This window comes from Actinokineospora auranticolor, assembly GCF_002934265.1.
GTDB lineage: Bacteria > Actinomycetota > Actinomycetes > Mycobacteriales > Pseudonocardiaceae > Actinokineospora > Actinokineospora auranticolor.
Genome location: NZ_PTIX01000040.1, coordinates 1 through 14628, shown reverse-complemented (window position 1 = coordinate 14628; position 14628 = coordinate 1). Strand labels below are relative to the sequence as shown.

Annotated in this window: 15 protein-coding genes, 1 pseudogene and 2 riboswitches; of the genes and pseudogenes, 14 read left to right on the top strand and 2 right to left on the bottom strand. The window is 71.7% G+C overall.

Annotated elements, in window-relative coordinates:
- Positions 1 to 17 precede the first annotated feature (17 nt).
- Genes CLV40_RS35665 through CLV40_RS35655 form a run of 3 tightly spaced genes read left to right on the top strand, consistent with a single transcriptional unit; the run spans position 18 to position 1609 of the window.
- Positions 18 to 458: a roadblock/LC7 domain-containing protein gene (locus CLV40_RS35665; protein WP_104483450.1), complete on the top strand. Its 441-nt coding sequence runs from the start codon at positions 18 to 20 to the stop codon at positions 456 to 458.
- Between the two features lie 7 nt (positions 459 to 465).
- Entirely contained in the window at positions 466 to 1023 is a 558-nt protein-coding gene (locus CLV40_RS35660; protein WP_245931795.1) for a DUF742 domain-containing protein, read from the top strand.
- Positions 1004 to 1609: a GTP-binding protein gene (locus CLV40_RS35655; protein ID WP_181043953.1), complete on the top strand. Its 606-nt coding sequence runs from the start codon at positions 1004 to 1006 to the stop codon at positions 1607 to 1609. Before CLV40_RS35660 ends, CLV40_RS35655 begins: the two co-directional genes overlap by 20 nt.
- Before the next feature lies 1 nt (position 1610).
- On the opposite strand, the gene CLV40_RS35650 is transcribed toward CLV40_RS35655, so the two are convergent.
- Positions 1611 to 2231: a LysE/ArgO family amino acid transporter gene (locus CLV40_RS35650; RefSeq protein ID WP_104483449.1), complete on the bottom strand. Its 621-nt coding sequence runs from the start codon at positions 2229 to 2231 to the stop codon at positions 1611 to 1613.
- A gap of 70 nt (positions 2232 to 2301) precedes the next feature.
- Between CLV40_RS35650 and CLV40_RS35645 the strand changes: the two are divergent.
- Positions 2302 to 3174, top strand: a pseudogene (locus CLV40_RS35645) (LysR family transcriptional regulator ArgP).
- A gap of 853 nt (positions 3175 to 4027) precedes the next feature.
- Here the strand turns inward: CLV40_RS35645 and CLV40_RS35640 are convergent.
- The gene (locus CLV40_RS35640) at positions 4028 to 4666 is read right to left on the bottom strand and encodes a TetR/AcrR family transcriptional regulator (protein WP_104483447.1); all 639 of its coding nucleotides are present in this window, start codon (positions 4664 to 4666) and stop codon (positions 4028 to 4030) included.
- 98 nt (positions 4667 to 4764) lie between these two features.
- On the opposite strand from CLV40_RS35640, the gene CLV40_RS35635 reads away from it, so the two are divergent.
- The 10 genes from CLV40_RS35635 (at position 4765) to CLV40_RS35590 (ending at position 14448) form a co-directional block, all read left to right on the top strand.
- Positions 4765 to 5916 carry an acyl-CoA dehydrogenase family protein gene (locus tag CLV40_RS35635; RefSeq protein ID WP_104483446.1) on the top strand — a complete coding sequence of 384 codons (1152 nt, stop codon included), beginning with the start codon at positions 4765 to 4767 and terminating at the stop codon, positions 5914 to 5916.
- Between the two features lie 10 nt (positions 5917 to 5926).
- A complete protein-coding gene (locus CLV40_RS35630) occupies positions 5927 to 7015 on the top strand; it encodes a zinc-binding dehydrogenase (protein WP_104483445.1) in 1089 nt (362 codons plus the stop codon).
- A 285-nt stretch (positions 7016 to 7300) separates the two neighbouring features.
- Positions 7301 to 7999, top strand: coding sequence for an energy-coupling factor ABC transporter permease (locus CLV40_RS35625; protein ID WP_104483444.1), 699 nt, complete (start codon positions 7301 to 7303; stop codon positions 7997 to 7999).
- Complete coding sequence (locus CLV40_RS35620) at positions 7996 to 8346, top strand: PDGLE domain-containing protein (protein WP_104483443.1); 351 nt, start codon at positions 7996 to 7998, stop codon at positions 8344 to 8346. Before CLV40_RS35625 ends, CLV40_RS35620 begins: the two co-directional genes overlap by 4 nt.
- Positions 8343 to 9101 carry a cobalt ECF transporter T component CbiQ gene (cbiQ, locus tag CLV40_RS35615; protein ID WP_104483442.1) on the top strand — a complete coding sequence of 253 codons (759 nt, stop codon included), beginning with the start codon at positions 8343 to 8345 and terminating at the stop codon, positions 9099 to 9101. The genes CLV40_RS35620 and cbiQ overlap by 4 nt, the downstream gene beginning before the upstream one ends.
- Positions 9092 to 9829, top strand: a complete 738-nt coding sequence (locus CLV40_RS35610; protein ID WP_104483441.1) for an energy-coupling factor ABC transporter ATP-binding protein — start codon at positions 9092 to 9094, stop codon at positions 9827 to 9829. Before cbiQ ends, CLV40_RS35610 begins: the two co-directional genes overlap by 10 nt.
- A gap of 41 nt (positions 9830 to 9870) precedes the next feature.
- A riboswitch (glycine riboswitch) is annotated at positions 9871 to 9964 on the top strand.
- Positions 9965 to 10059: riboswitch (glycine riboswitch) on the top strand.
- 175 nt (positions 10060 to 10234) lie between these two features.
- On the top strand, positions 10235 to 11335 hold the full coding sequence (gene gcvT, locus CLV40_RS35605) for a glycine cleavage system aminomethyltransferase GcvT (RefSeq protein ID WP_104483440.1): 1101 nt from the start codon (positions 10235 to 10237) through the stop codon (positions 11333 to 11335).
- Between the two features lie 21 nt (positions 11336 to 11356).
- Positions 11357 to 11737 (top strand): glycine cleavage system protein GcvH, encoded by a 381-nt coding sequence (gene gcvH / locus CLV40_RS35600; RefSeq protein WP_104483439.1) that lies wholly within the window; start codon positions 11357 to 11359, stop codon positions 11735 to 11737.
- A complete protein-coding gene (gene glyA, locus CLV40_RS35595) occupies positions 11737 to 13008 on the top strand; it encodes a serine hydroxymethyltransferase (RefSeq protein WP_104483438.1) in 1272 nt (423 codons plus the stop codon). Before gcvH ends, glyA begins: the two co-directional genes overlap by 1 nt.
- 66 nt (positions 13009 to 13074) lie before the next feature.
- The gene (locus CLV40_RS35590; protein WP_104483437.1) at positions 13075 to 14448 is read left to right on the top strand and encodes an L-serine ammonia-lyase; all 1374 of its coding nucleotides are present in this window, start codon (positions 13075 to 13077) and stop codon (positions 14446 to 14448) included.
- The last annotated feature ends 180 nt before the right edge of the window (positions 14449 to 14628 follow it).

Genomic DNA, 14628 nt, shown 5'->3' with positions numbered 1-14628 from the left:
ACCAGGAATGGAGCACGATGACACCGACGCAGTCCAAGCCGGGCCAGTTCGGCTGGCTGGTCAACGACTTCGCGGAACGGGTCTCCGGGGTGGCGCACGCGGTGGTGGTCTCCGCCGACGGCCTGCTGCTCACCTCGTCGTCCCGGCTGCCCCCCGACCGCGCCGACCAGTTGGCCGCCGTCGCCTCGGGGCTGGTCAGCCTCACCCAGGGCGCGGCCCGCTGCTTCGAGGCGGGCGCGGTCAAGGAGACCGTGGTCGAGATGGAGCGCGGCATCATGCTCCTGATGGCCATCAGCGACGGGTCGTGTTTAGCGATTCTCGCGGCCCCGACCTGCGACATCGGACAAGTGGCGTATGAGATGACGCTGCTGGTGGACCGGGTGGGCCAGATCCTGACACCGGAACTGCGCGCGGCCCTGCAAGGGGCCGCCGGGAGGATGGTGGGGCAGCCAGCATGAGCACTCCGTGAGCGCGCACTGGGACGCCGAGCCAGAGCAGACGATCGCCGACGTGATGAACGGCCTCACCCTCGGCGGGGGCCGCAAACGCAGGCGCCGCGGCCAACCGCGGCACGAACCGGACTGGCCGGAGGGCGACGCGACCGAGCAGGCCGCGCCCACCGCGCCGGAACCGGCGGCCGAGGCCCCCGCGCCCGGCGCGGCCGACCCAGCGGACCTGCTCGACGCCGCGGCCATCGTCCGCCCGTACGCGTGGACCCGCGGCCGCACCCGGTCCAACTTCGAGCTGCGCGTGGAGACCATGGTGTCCACCAGTGACCGGGCCGCCGACGCGTCCGCGTTCGCCGAGTCCGAGCACCGCGCCATCGGCGCGCTCTGCCAGGACCCGCGCTCGGTCGCGGAGGTCGCCACCCTGCTCGGCGTGCCGCTGGGCGTGGCCAAGGTGCTGCTGGGCGACATGGCCCAGCTGGGTCTGGTCGCCGTGCACAAGACCGCGACCGGGGGCGCCAACCGCGCGCACCTGGTGCTGATGGAAAGGGTACTGAGTGGACTCCGCCGGCTTTGACGAAGCCGCTCCGGGCGGCGGGCTGACCTCGGTCAAGATCGTGGTGGCGGGCGGGTTCGGTGCGGGCAAGACCACCTTCGTCGGCTCGGTGTCGGAGATCATGCCGCTGACCACCGAGGCGGTGATGACCAGCGCCAGCGCCGGGATCGACGACACCGCCGCCACCCCGAACAAGACGACCACCACCGTCGCCATGGACTTCGGCCGCGTGACGCTGGAGCAGGACCTGGTGCTGTACCTGTTCGGCACCCCCGGCCAGCAGCGGTTCTGGTTCATGTGGGACGACCTGGTGCGCGGCGCGATCGGCGCCGTGGTGCTGGCCGACACCCGGCGGCTGGCCGACTCGTTCTCGCCGATCGACTTCTTCGAGGAGCGGGAACTGCCCTACGTCATCGGCCTCAACTGCTTCGACGGCGTCCTCGGCCACGGCGTGGAACAGGTGCGCGACGCGCTGGCCATCGGGCCCGAGGTGCCGATCGTGCCGTGCGACGCGCGGGACCGGCAGTCGGTCAAGAGCACCCTGATCACCATGGTGGAGTACTCGATGCGCCGCTGGGTCGCCCTGCACGGCGCGGGCGTCGGCTAGGTCAGGTCCCGGTCCCCACCGCCCCGACGAGCAGCACCGCGCCGAGGGCGACCATGGTGGCGGCGATGACCGAGTCGAGCACCCGCCACGCCACCGGCCGGGTGAACACGCCGCCGAGCAGCCGCGCGCCGAACCCGAGTGCGGTGAACCAGCAGACGCTGGCCAGCGCCGCACCGACCCCGAACGCCCACCGCCCCGACTCGCGGGCCGCGGCGCTCGCGCCGAGCAGCAGCACGGTGTCCAGGTAGACGTGCGGGTTGAGCCACGTCAGGGCCAGGCAGGTGACAACCGCCCGCCGCGCCGACCCGACCTTCCCCGCGGTGAGCGCCATGCCCCGTGGGTTGACCGCACGGCGGGCGGCCAGGAATCCGTAGCCCAGCAGGAAAACCCCGCCGACGACGCTGACGACGGTGAGCGTCACGGGAGCCGCGGTGACGGCGGCACCCATGCCCGCCACCCCGAGGGTGATGAGCACCAAGTCGCTGATCGCGCAGACCGCCACTACGGGCCCCACGGCTTCCCGCAGGATGCCTTGCCGCAGGACGAAGGCGTTCTGCGCGCCGATGGCGACGATGAGCGAGAGCGACGTTCCGAACCCGGCCAGGGCCGCCAACAGCGTCATGACCGCCACGCTAGGAGCCGACGCCCGGCGGCGTACAGCTAAAGATTTTTACGTATCATTAGCGCTTGTGATGGACCTGCCCCTCGACCACGTCCGCACCCTCCTCGCCGTCGTCGACGAGGGCACCTTCGACGCGGCGGCTGCGGCACTGCACGTGACACCGTCGGCGATCAGCCAGCGGATCAAGGTCCTGGAACAGCGCACCGGCCGGGTCCTGCTGCTGCGCACGAAACCCGTCCAACTCACCGACTCCGGGCGGCTCGTGGTCCGCTTCGCCCGCCAGGTGGCGCACCTGGAACGCGACGTGCGCGCGGAACTGGGCGTCGCCGAACCGGCCCGCCTCCCGATCGCGGTCAACGCCGACTCCCTGGCCACCTGGTTCCTCCCCGCCCTGACCCAGGTCCCCGACGTCTACTTCGAACTCCACCGCGAAGACGAGAGCCACACCACCGACCTCCTGCGCGAGGGCCTGGTCATGGCGGCGGTCACCGCCTCCCCGGAACCGGTCGCCGGATGCTCGGTCCGCCCGCTCGGCGCCATGCGGTACACGCCCGCCGCCGAACCCACCTTCGCCGCGCACTGGCGAGGTCGACTGGCGGAGGCACCCGTCGTGGTCTTCGACCGGCGGGACGAGATGCAGGACCGCTACGTCCGCGACACCACGGATGCCCTGGGCGCCAGCCGGTTCCGCCACCACGTCCCCGCCTCGGAAGCCTTCGCCGCCGCCGTGACCGCCGGCCTGGGCTGGGGCCTGGTCCCCGCCCAACACGCCGACCCACGCCTGCGAACCGGCGCCCTGGTCGCACTGGGCGAGCCCATCGACGTCCCTTTGTACTGGCAGCAGTGAAAACTCGACTCCCCACTCCTATCGGCGCTGGCCGACGCGGTGGTCACCCTCGCCCGCCAAGCCCTGGAACCCTTGCCGCTGCGTCCTTCCGCCTAGTTCCTTCGGTTGAGGAGTTGTCCCCATGCTCTCGACTTGTCCACAACCCCAGGGAAAGGGCTCCGCTTCCCGTGGTGATCCCGAGTAGACTCCGCGATAGCGGTTCTCGACTCCACGGTCGGCTGCCCAGGACAGGTGATCGTGGCGTGGTGAACGCGGATGCTGACGTTCGTGGCGCGTCGGTATTCGGTGGCTGGTGCTGATCCAGGGCTGAGTGGCTGGTGCGCGGCCGGAGGCGCGATGTTGTCGGCGGCCGGACGAAGGCACTGCCGGGCTTCGCTGGGAGCTGTCGACCGGGAGGGCCAAGCAGCCCGGCCCGCGGCCCGGGCGTGCCTGCCTGGACGAGGTGACACGCGAGCTCGGCGGGCGTGCCGGAACCGGAGGTGGCCACCGCCCGGCTCCGGGGCCGACACCCGGCCCGGCCGGCCTCGTGGCAGGCGCGCGTCCTGCTCGGCGGTCACCTGCTGGACTCTCGACCTTCCGCTGGACTCTCGACCTACGGTCGCCGCACCGGCCTCGGGCCGTCAACGGCCACCAGGTCCGGGAGCGCTGTCGCCTGCTCGGTGAGCAGCGCGCCCGCAGTCCGGTGGTCGGGGTTCGGTCGGAGCCGTGCAGACCTGAACGCCGGGCGGTAGTGGCCCGTTGTCGCTGGTCGACGGCACCTGCATGTTGCCCGACAACGACTTCGCCGAAACCCAGCCGCGGGTGGAGCCCCCATGGGGCGGATGCGTTGCTGGTCGACACCGTTGCTGGATGCCCCGAGGCCGGAGTTCCCCTTGTGCCAGCTCTCGTGAGCGTGGGGAAGTGGGCCAGGGTGGGGGTTCGGCTCGGCGGGGGAGATGGGTCGCCCGGGTTAGGCGGGTGGGGTTCGGGTCAGGTCGGTGTGGAGGGCTCGGAGGCCGTGGAGGAAGGAGTCCAGGGCCAGGGTGAAGCTGTCCGCGTCGATTTCGGCGGCGTGGTCGCGCAAGCGGTGCGCTTGGTCGAGGTGGGGGTAGCGGTCGGCGTAGATCTGCGCGTCGGTCTCGAAGCCGTGCGCGAAGGAGGCCATGGCGGCGCCCAGGACGAGGTACCGGGTCGACGCCCCGATCATGGTCGCCTGGCGGGGCGGCCAGCCCGCGGCGACCAGGGCGCCGTGGACGGTGTCGGCGCGGGCCAGGGCGGCGTCGCGGCGGGCGGGCCCCGCGGCGACGACCGGGACCAGGTTGGGGTGGGCCGCCAAGGCAGCGCGGTACGACCGGGCCCAGGCGCGCAGCCCGGTGACCCAGTCCACCGCGAACGCCGAGACGTCCACCGCGCGCATGATGTCGTCGGCGAGGTCGTTGAGCAGGTCGTCCTTGGTGCGGTAGTGCGAGTACAGCGACGGCGCCCGCACCCCCAGCTCCGCGGCCAGCCTGCGCATCGACAAGCCAGCCAAGCCGTCGCGGTCGATGACGTCGAGGGCGGTCGCGCGGATCCGCGCCCGGTCGAGCAGTGGGGTGCGCGGGCGCGGCAACGGGTGCCTCCACGATCACTCCCGGCGGTTGCCGGTACCCGGCTCAGGCTCCTATCCTGCGCATAACCTAACACTGTTCGGTTAGACGGGAGCCGCGCATGGATCTGGCCCTCAGCGGTGAGCAGCAGGCCCTGTGGGACCTCGCCCGGGACTTCATCGACCGCGAGGTCGTGCCCAACGCCGCCGAGTGGGACCGGCGCGAACAGGTCGACCGGGGCATCGTCGGCAAGCTCGGTGCCGTCGGGTTCCTCGGCATGACCCTGCCCGAGGAGTACGGCGGCTCCGGCGGCGACCACCTCGCCTACTGCCTGATGATGGAGGAACTCGGCCGCGGCGATTCCGCCATCCGCGGCATCGTGTCGGTGTCGCTCGGCCTGGTCGGCAAGTCGATCGCCGCGCACGGCACCGAGGCGCAGAAACGGCACTGGCTGCCCCGGATCAGCTCCGGCGAGTCCCTGGCCTGCTTCGGCCTCACCGAACCCGACACCGGCTCCGACGCGGCCAACCTCGCCACCCGCGCCGTCCGCGACGGCGACGACTACCTGCTGACCGGCACCAAGATGTTCATCACCAACGGCACCTGGGCCGACATCGCCCTCGTCTTCGCCCGCACCGGCGGCCCCGGCCGCAAGGGCATCAGCGCGTTCCTCGTCCCCACCGACGCGCCCGGCTTCGAACACCGCGAGATCAAGGGGAAACTCGGCCTGCGCGGCCAGTCCACCGGCGAACTCGTGCTCGACGGCGTGCGCGTGCCCGCCGACGCGCGGCTGGGGGAGGAGGGCACCGGCTTCCGCGTCGCGATGTCCGCGCTGGACAAGGGCCGCATGTCCGTCGCCGCCGGGTGCGTCGGCCTGGCCAAGGGCGCGCTGGAGACCAGCGTCCGGTACGCCAAGGAACGCCACCAGTTCGGCAAACCGATCGCGAGCTACCAACTCGTGCAGGAGATGCTCGCGGACATGGCGGTCAACACCGACGCCGCCCGCCTCCTGGTGTGGCGCACCGCCGACCTCGTCGACCGCGGCCTCCCGTTCGGCACCGCGGCCTCGATGGCGAAGCTGTACGCCAGCGAGAACGCGGTCAGCGCCGCCAACCTCGCCATCCAGGTCTTCGGCGGCTACGGCTACCTCGACGAGTACCCGGTGGCCAAGTACCTCCGCGACGCCCGCGTCATGACCCTCTACGAGGGCACCAGCCAGATCCAGAAACTCCTCATCGGACGCGCCCTCACCGGCATCAACGCCTTCGCCTAGCCTGACCCGCGTGAGCGACACGGTCAGGGCCGCGGTGCTGCGGGAGCGGGGCGAACCGCTGGAGGTCACCGAGATCCTGCTGCCCGACCCCGGACCGGACCAGGTCCGCGTCCGGGTCGTGGCCGCGGGCGTGTGCCACTCGGACCTCTCCCTGGCCAACGGCACGCTGCGCCAACCCGTGCCCGCCGTGCTGGGGCACGAGGGCGCGGGCGTCGTGGTGTCCGTCGGACCGGGCGTGCGCCACGTGGCCCCCGGCGACCACGTCCTCCTCGACTGGGCGCCCGCCTGCGGCACCTGCTGGTTCTGCCAGGCGGGCGAGCCCTACCTGTGCGCGCACGCGGCCGACGCCGCGGCCGTACCGCACGCGACGCTGCTCGACGGCACACCCGTCTACCCGGGCCTGGGCACGGGTGCCTTCGCGGAGGAGACGATCGTCCCGGCCCGGGGCGCGCTCAAGCTCCCGCCCGAGGTACCGCTCACCCAGGCGGCCGTCCTGGGCTGCGCGGTCCTGACCGGCGCGGGCGCCGTGCACACCACGGCCGCCGTCCGCGCGGGGCAGTCGGTCGCGGTGGTCGGCCTCGGCGGGGTCGGCCTGTCCGTCCTCCAGGCCGCGCGCGTCGCAGGGGCGGACCCCATCATCGCGGTGGACCTCCACCCCGAGAAGGAATCCCTGGCCTGCCGCCACGGGGCGACGCACTTCGTCCGTTCGGACGACACCACGCCCAAGGCCATCCGCGCGCTGACCGGCGGTCGCGGTGCCGACGTCACCTTCGAGTGCGTGGGCACCCCCACCACGATCCGGACGTCCTGGTCCGCCACCCGCCGCGGTGGGCAGGTGGTCGTCGTGGGTGTCGGCTCACCCGAGGCCACCGTCGAGTTCAACGCCTTCGAGCTGTACTGGACCGGCCGCACCCTCAAGGGCTGCCTCTTCGGCTCGACCGACCCGGCCGTCGACGTCCCGCGACTGCTGGCCCTGGCCCGCGACGGCGCGCTCGACCTGGCCTCGCTGATCACCGCCGAGACCACGCTCGACGGCCTCGACGCGACCCTGGCCGACCTGCCCCGCTCCCACGGCGCCCGAACCCTGCTGCGCCCGTAGCGCCCGCCGCGAACCGCGCCACGGGGTCGCCACCCACGCGATTCGAGGGGTAGCCGCAAGAGGCGACCTGGGCCCGAAGCCCGTTCGCCACACCATGTCCTGGTAGCGCCGACTCTACGCCGAACCACCGACAATCGTCGTGAACCGCCCACTAGCCCTGTGGATAACCGCACGTCAAGGACGGGGAGATCACAGACGCCCGAGTTGGGCTGTTGCCACACGCTGGCGGTAGCGTCCGGTAGGCAACTACGCTCGACCCCCACCCCAGGTCCCCGGGAGGTGCGCATGACCGCCGATGTCGCCATGCACATGAGTGACGGCCTCCTCAACACCACCACCTCACTGCTCTTCGCGGCCGTCGCCGTGATCGGGATCGCGGTGGCCGCGGCGCGGGCCCGCGACGACCTCGACGACCGCACCGCCCCCATGGCCGGGCTGGTCGCCGCGTTCGTGTTCGCCACCCAGATGCTGAACTTCCCCGTGCTGCCCGGCGTCAGCGGCCACCTGCTCGGCGGGGCGCTGGCCGCGATCCTCGTCGGCCCCTGGGTCGGCGCGCTGTGCGTCTCGATCGTCCTGGTCGTGCAGGCGCTCGTGTTCGCCGACGGCGGCGTCACCGCGCTCGGCGCCAACGTCACCAACATGGCGATCATCGGCACCGCCGTCGGGTTCGCCGTCGCGACCGTCCTCAAGCGCTTCACCCGCACCAAACCCGGCCTGGCCGCGGTCGCGTTCACCGCCGCGTTCGTCAACACCGTGGTCGCCTCCCTCGGCTTCGTCCTGGAGTTCGCCCTCGGCGGCGACCCGGCGTTCGGCCTCGGCGGCGTGACCGCGACGATCGTCGGCGTGCACTGCCTCATCGGGATCGGCGAGGGCGTCATCACCGCGCTGACCGTGGTGGCCATCGCCGCCGTCCGCCCCGACCTGGTCCACCTGCTGCGCGGCGCGCGCCGCCCGCTCGACGTGCGTGAGGAGAGCCCCGCGTGAGCACCAAGACCAGACGCAACACCGGGTTCCTGCTCGGTTTCCTGCTGGTCGCCCTGGTCCTCGCGGGGGCGGTGTCCTACTTCGCCGACTCGAACCCCGACGGCCTCGACCACGCCACCCTCGCCGGCTGCCAAGTCGTCGAGGACGGTCACGGCGGGGAGACCCTCCAGGGCACCTGCATCGCGCAGAACGCCAAGGACCACCACCTCGCGGGCAGTCCGCTCGCCGACTACGTCGTCAACGGCGGTGAGGGCACTACGGGACTCGCGGGCGTCATCGGCGTCGCCGTCACCGTAGTGGTCGCGGGTGGCCTGTTCTGGCTGCTGCGCAGGCGCCCCACCAAGTGAGCGGGGGCCACGCCCACCCGCTGCACCGCCCGGGGAACACACCCGTCCACCGGCTGGCACCGCAGGTCAAGATCGTGGCGGCCGTGCTGGCCGTCCTCTGTGTCGTGTCCACCCCGCGCGAGCGGTACTGGGCCTTCGGCGTCTACCTGCTGCTCTTGGCCGCCGTGTGGTCCATCGCGCGCATACCGCCGGGCTGGGTGGCCACAAGAGCCCTCATCGAGGCACCGTTCGTCGTCTTGGCGTTCGTGATGCCATTTGTGGCGGGTGGACCCACCGTCGACGTGCTGGGAATGGCCCTATCCGAGCACGGTCTGCTGTCCGGTTGGAACATCCTCGTCAAAGGCACTCTTGGCGTGCTCGTCTCTCTTACCCTGGCCGCCACCACCGCGCCCCGGGAACTGATCGTGGGCCTACAACGACTCCACGTCCCCGCCATGGTCATCACCATCGCCACGCTGATGCTGCGCTACCTCGACGTCATCGCCGCCGAAGCCCGCCGCATGCGCCTCGCCCGCATCTCCCGCGGCCACAACCCGCGATTCCTGTGGCAGGTAGGCGCAACCGCACGCGGTATCGGAACCCTGTTCGTCCGCAGCTACGAGCGCGGTGAACGCGTCCACCTCGCCATGGTCTCCCGTGGCTGGTCAGGCAAGATGCCCGACAGCGGCCGTAGTGCCGGTGCCGTCGCGTGGCTCACCGGGCTCGCTCCCACCGCGACGGCGGCCGTCGTGTTGGGTATGGCCCTATGGCCGTGACACCGCCCGCGCTGCTCGTCGAACGCCTCGCCTACGCGTACCCGGACGGCCACCAAGCCCTCTACGGCATCAACCTGCGCGTGGAACCGGGGGAACGGGTCGCCGTCCTGGGACCCAACGGCGCGGGCAAAACCACCCTCGTGCTGCACCTCAACGGCATCCTCACCGGCCAGGGCACCGTCGAGGTCGCCGGACTGCCCGTCGCCAAACCCCACCTCAAAGAGATCCGCAGACGCGTCGGCATCGTCTTCCAAGACCCCGACGACCAACTGTTCATGCCCACCGTCCGCGACGACGTCGCCTTCGGCCCCGCCAACTTCGGCCTGCGCGGCACCGACCTCGACGCCCGCGTCACCCGCGCCCTCGACGACGTCGGCATGGCCGAACACGCCGACCGCTCACCCATGCACCTCTCCGGCGGACAACGCCGCCGCGTCGCCCTCGCCACCGTCCTGGCCTGCGACCCCGAGATCCTCGTCCTCGACGAACCGTCGGCCAACCTCGAACCCCGCGCCCGCCGCGAACTCGCCGAAGTCCTCCTCGGCCTCGACCGCACCACGCTCATGGTCACCCACGACCTGCCCTACGCACTGCAACTGTGCCCACGGAGCGTGCTCATCGACGACGGCGTCATCGTCGCGGACGGCCCCACCCGCGAGCTCTTGGCCGACGAGGCCCTCTTGGCCGCGCACCGCCTGGAACTTCCGTTCGGGTTCCGGCTCGGCTAGTGTCCCCAGCGGATAGGCACACAACCGCATAACGGGCCGCAAGAGCCGGAACGGGAGAGCCCCCGACCACGCGTCGGGGCACCGAAGGAGCAAGCTCCCCGCCAATCTCTCAGGTAAAGCTACCGTTCCAGCCAGGCCGCTCTGGAAAGAAGACGCGAACTCGGCGTCTCACCCACGGTGCAAGCCGCGTTCGCGGTGAAGCTCTCAGGTGCCATGACAGAGGGGGAGTTCCCAGTGCCGGGCGCACCGCACCCGGCGCGCTGCCCAGGAGCTCCCATGATCCTCAGTTGTCCACATACCCACCAACCATCCACAGACCCACCGGTCACGCTGCACGACGCGTGCCCGGCGTGTCACGCTGCGGAAAAGCAGAATTCCCGGCGCGCCGAAGGAGACCCGACCGCCATGAGCACCCCCTCCCCACTGCACGCGGTGCACGAGGCCCTGGGAGCCGCGTTCACCGACTTCGCAGGCTGGGCGATGCCCCTGCGCTACGGCAGTGAACTGGCCGAGCACAAGGCCGTGCGCACCGCGGCCGGGCTGTTCGACCTCAGCCACATGGGCGAGATCGAACTGACCGGCCCCGACGCGGCCAAGGCACTCGACCACGCCCTCGTCGGCAAGCTCTCCGCGGTCAAACCCGGCAAGGCCCGCTACACGATGATCTGCGACACCGACGGCGGCGTCCTCGACGACCTCGTCGTCTACCGGCTCGCGGCCGAGAAGTACCTGGTCGTCGCCAACGCCTCCAACGCCGCCACGGTCGCCGCCGAACTGCGCGAACGGGCCGCGGGATTCGACGTCGAGGTCGCCGACCGCTCCGCCGACCTCGCCCTCATCGCCGTCCAGGGCCCCACCTCGGCCGCGATCATCCGCGAGGTCACCGGCGCCGACCTCGACACCCTGGCCTACTACGCCAGCGTCCCGGCCACCGCCGCGGGCCACGACGTCCTCCTCGCCCGCACCGGCTACACCGGCGAGGACGGCTTCGAGATCTATGTGGACGGTCCGCTCGCCGCCGAGGTGTGGCAGGCCCTCACCGCCGCGGGCGCCCCCCACGGCCTCACCCCGGCCGGCCTGGCCTGCCGCGACACGCTGCGGCTCGAAGCCGGGATGCCGCTCTACGGCAACGAGTTGAGCGCCGACCTCACCCCGTTCGACGCGGCCCTGGGCCGCGTGGTCAAGTTCGACAAAGCGGGCGGGTTCGTCGGCCAAGCGGCCCTTGAGCGGCGCCGCGACGCCGACGTGCCGGAGAAGGTCCTCGTCGGCCTCGTCGGCACCGGCAAGCGCGCCCCCCGACACGGGTACGCCGTGCTCGACGCCGACGGCACCGAGGTCGGTACGGTCACCAGCGGCGCGCTCTCGCCGACCCTCGGCCACCCGATCGCCATGGCCTACGTGCCGATCGCGGTCAGCGGGCCCGGCACCGCGCTGACGGTCGACATCCGCGGCACCCAGGCCCCGGTCGAGGTCGTCAAGCTGCCCTTTTACCAGCGTCCAGCCTGAGCAGGGAGATCGAGAACCAAGATGAGCAACCCCAGCAACCTCGGCTACACCGAAGACCACGAGTGGGTCGACTCCGCCGACACGAAGTCGGCCACCGTGGGCGTCACCGCCTACGCCGCCACCTCCCTCGGTGACGTGGTCTTCGTACAGCTGCCCGAGGTCGGCGCGAAGCTCACCAAGGGCGAGCCGTGCGGCGAGATCGAGTCCACCAAGTCGGTGTCCGACCTGTTCGCCCCCGCCGACGGCACCGTCGTGGAGATCAACGAGGCCGTCGTCGACACCCCGGAGCTGGTCAACACCGACCCGTTCGGCGACGGCTGGCTCTTCCGCTTCGAGGTCACCGGCGACCTCGAACTGCTGACCGCCGACGAGTACACCGAGAAGACCAGGGAAGAGGGCTGATGAGCACCTTCGCGCAGCCGCTGGCCGAGGTCGACCCCGAGGTCGCCGCGGCGGTCGCCGCCGAGCTGCACCGGCAGCAGTCCACCCTGGAGATGATCGCCTCCGAGAACTTCGCCCCCATCGGCGTGCTCGAGGCCCAGGGCACCGTGCTGACCAACAAGTACGCCGAGGGCTACCCCGGCCGCCGCTACTACGGCGGCTGCGAGCACGTCGACGTCGTGGAGAAACTCGCCATCGAGCGGGTCAAGGCCCTCTTCGGCGCCGAGGCGGCCAACGTCCAGCCGCACTCCGGCGCCTCGGCCAACGCCGCGGCCATGTCCGCCGTGCTCGAACCCGGCGACACCATCCTCGGCCTCGACCTCGCGCACGGCGGCCACCTCACGCACGGCATGAAAATCAACTTCTCCGGGCGGCTGTACAACGTGGTCGCCTACCAGGTCGACCGCGAGACCGGCGTGGTCGACATGGCCGAGGTCGAGCGGCTCGCCGTCGAGCACCGGCCGAAGCTGATCATCGCGGGCTGGTCCGCCTACCCGCGGCAGCTCGACTTCGCCGCGTTCCGCCGCGTCGCGGACAAGGTCGACGCGCTGCTCATGGTCGACATGGCGCACTTCGCGGGCCTGGTCGCCGCCGGGCTGCACCCCAGCCCCGTCCCGCACGCCCACCTGGTCACCACCACCACGCACAAGACCCTCGGCGGACCCCGCGGCGGCGTCGTGCTCAGCACCAAGGCGCTGGCCAAGAAGGTCAACTCCGCGGTGTTCCCCGGCCAGCAGGGCGGCCCGCTCGAACACGTCATCGCGGCCAAGGCGGTCAGCTTCAAGATCGCCGCCACCGAGGAGTTCGCCGAGCGGCAGCGGCGGGTACTCGAGGGTGCGCGCATCCTGGCGGAACGGCTCTCGGCCCCGGACTGCGCCGCCGCGGGCGTCAAGGTGGCCAGCGGCGGCACGGACGTCCACCTGGTCCTGGTCGACCTGGTGGCCTCCGAGCTCGACGGGCAGCAGGCCGAGGACCGGCTGCACTCGATCGGCATCACCGTCAACCGCAACGCGGTGCCCTTCGACCCGCGACCGCCGATGGTCACCTCCGGGCTGCGCATCGGCACCCCGGCCCTGGCCACCCGCGGCTTCCAGGCCGAGGACTTCACCGAGGTCGCCGACATCATCGCGGTCGCGCTGCGACCCGACTTCGACGACCAGACCGGCCAGGCCCTGCGCGACCGCGTGGACCTGCTGGTCAAGCGCCGCCCGCTCTACCCGGAGCTGGGCTGAGAAGACCACCCGGTGGGGGCCGCGACCCGGCCCCCACCCGGTCGTCACCCGTACCAGGAGGTTGTCGTGGCGGTCAGCGCCTTCGACCTGTTCAGCATCGGCATCGGGCCGTCCAGCTCGCACACCGTGGGCCCCATGCGCGCGGCCCTGATGTTCGTCGAGGGGCTGCGCGCCGCCGGTCGGCTGGACGAGGTCGCGCGGGTGCGGGCCGAGCTGTTCGGCTCGCTCGGCGCCACCGGCCACGGCCACGGCAGCGACAAAGCCGTCCTGCTGGGGCTCGAAGGCGAACGACCCGAGGACGTCGACACCGACACCGTCCCCGACCGCGTCGCCGCCATCCGCGCCGCGGGCAGACTGCGGCTGCTAGGCGCCCACGACATCGCCTTCACCGAAGACGACGACCTCGTCATGCACCGGCGCAAGTCGCTGCCCCTGCACCCCAACGGCATGACCTTCGCCGCCTGGACCGCGTCGGGCGACGAACTGGCCCACCGCACGTACTACTCCGTCGGCGGCGGCTTCGTCCTCGACGAGAACTCCACCGACGGACCCGTCATCTCCGCCGACACCACCCCCGTGCCCTACCCGTTCCGCACGGCGGCGGACCTGCTGCGGCACTGCGAGGACGACGGCAAAACCATCGCCGAGGTCATGCTCGCCAACGAACTCGTGTGGCGCACCCAGGCGGAAGTGCGCTCCGGGCTGCTCGGGATCTGGCAGGTCATGCAGGACTGCGTCACCCGCGGCTGCGAACGCGAAGGCGTCCTGCCCGGCGGGCTCAAAGTCCCGCGCCGCGCCCACGCCCTGCACGCCAAACTCGCCGCCGAGGACGGTGCGGGCGACCCCCTCTACGTGATGGACTGGGTCAGCCTGTACGCCCTGGCCGTCAACGAGGAGAACGCCTCCGGCGGCCGCGTCGTCACCGCCCCCACCAACGGCGCCGCGGGCATCATCCCCGCCGTCCTGCACTACTACACGCGGTTCCTGTCCGTCGCGACCGACGACGGCGTCGTCGACTTCCTGCTCACCGCCGCCGCGATCGGCGTCGTGCTCAAGGAAACCGGCTCCATCTCCGGCGCGGAGGTCGGCTGCCAGGGCGAGGTCGGCTCCGCCTGCGCCATGGCCGCCGCCGGCCTCACCGCCGTCCTCGGCGGCACCGTCGCCCAGGTCGAGAACGCCGCCGAGATCGGCCTCGAACACCACCTCGGCCTCACCTGCGACCCCGTCGGCGGCCTCGTCCAGATCCCCTGCATCGAGCGCAACGCCGTCGGCTCCACCAAGGCCATCAACGCCTCCCGCATGGCCCTGCGCGGCGACGGCACCCACGTCGTCCACCTCGACAAGGTCATCAAAACCATGCGCGAAACCGGCGCCGACATGCACACCAAGTACAAGGAAACCGCCCGCGGCGGCCTAGCCCTCAACGTCATCGAGTGCTGACCCACCCCTGACACCCCGCTGCGCGTGACACCCCCGATGCGCGCCCCCTCTCACGGGCTAGCCGATCGCGCTCTCACGGGCTAGCCGCAATGCCGGTCGGTTAGGTCATGGCGGGGCTGTAGCCTGCGGTGGTGGATCTTGGGTTGGGTGTGCGCGAGGGCGGCGGTCTGGCCGACCGGG

Excerpts from the sequence above, each read along its gene's own strand:
- CLV40_RS35665 (WP_104483450.1), top strand. The coding sequence starts at position 18 with ATGACACCGACGCAGTCCAAGCCGGGCCAGTTCGGCTGGCTGGTCAAC.
- CLV40_RS35650 (WP_104483449.1), bottom strand. The coding sequence starts at position 2,231 with ATGACGCTGTTGGCGGCCCTGGCCGGGTTCGGAACGTCGCTCTCGCTC.
- CLV40_RS35635 (WP_104483446.1), top strand. The coding sequence starts at position 4,765 with ATGGATCTGGCCCTCAGCGGTGAGCAGCAGGCCCTGTGGGACCTCGCC.
- CLV40_RS35625 (WP_104483444.1), top strand. The coding sequence starts at position 7,301 with ATGACCGCCGATGTCGCCATGCACATGAGTGACGGCCTCCTCAACACC.
- CLV40_RS35610 (WP_104483441.1), top strand. The coding sequence starts at position 9,092 with ATGGCCGTGACACCGCCCGCGCTGCTCGTCGAACGCCTCGCCTACGCG.
- gcvT (WP_104483440.1), top strand. The coding sequence starts at position 10,235 with ATGAGCACCCCCTCCCCACTGCACGCGGTGCACGAGGCCCTGGGAGCC.
- gcvH (WP_104483439.1), top strand. The coding sequence starts at position 11,357 with ATGAGCAACCCCAGCAACCTCGGCTACACCGAAGACCACGAGTGGGTC.
- glyA (WP_104483438.1), top strand. The coding sequence starts at position 11,737 with ATGAGCACCTTCGCGCAGCCGCTGGCCGAGGTCGACCCCGAGGTCGCC.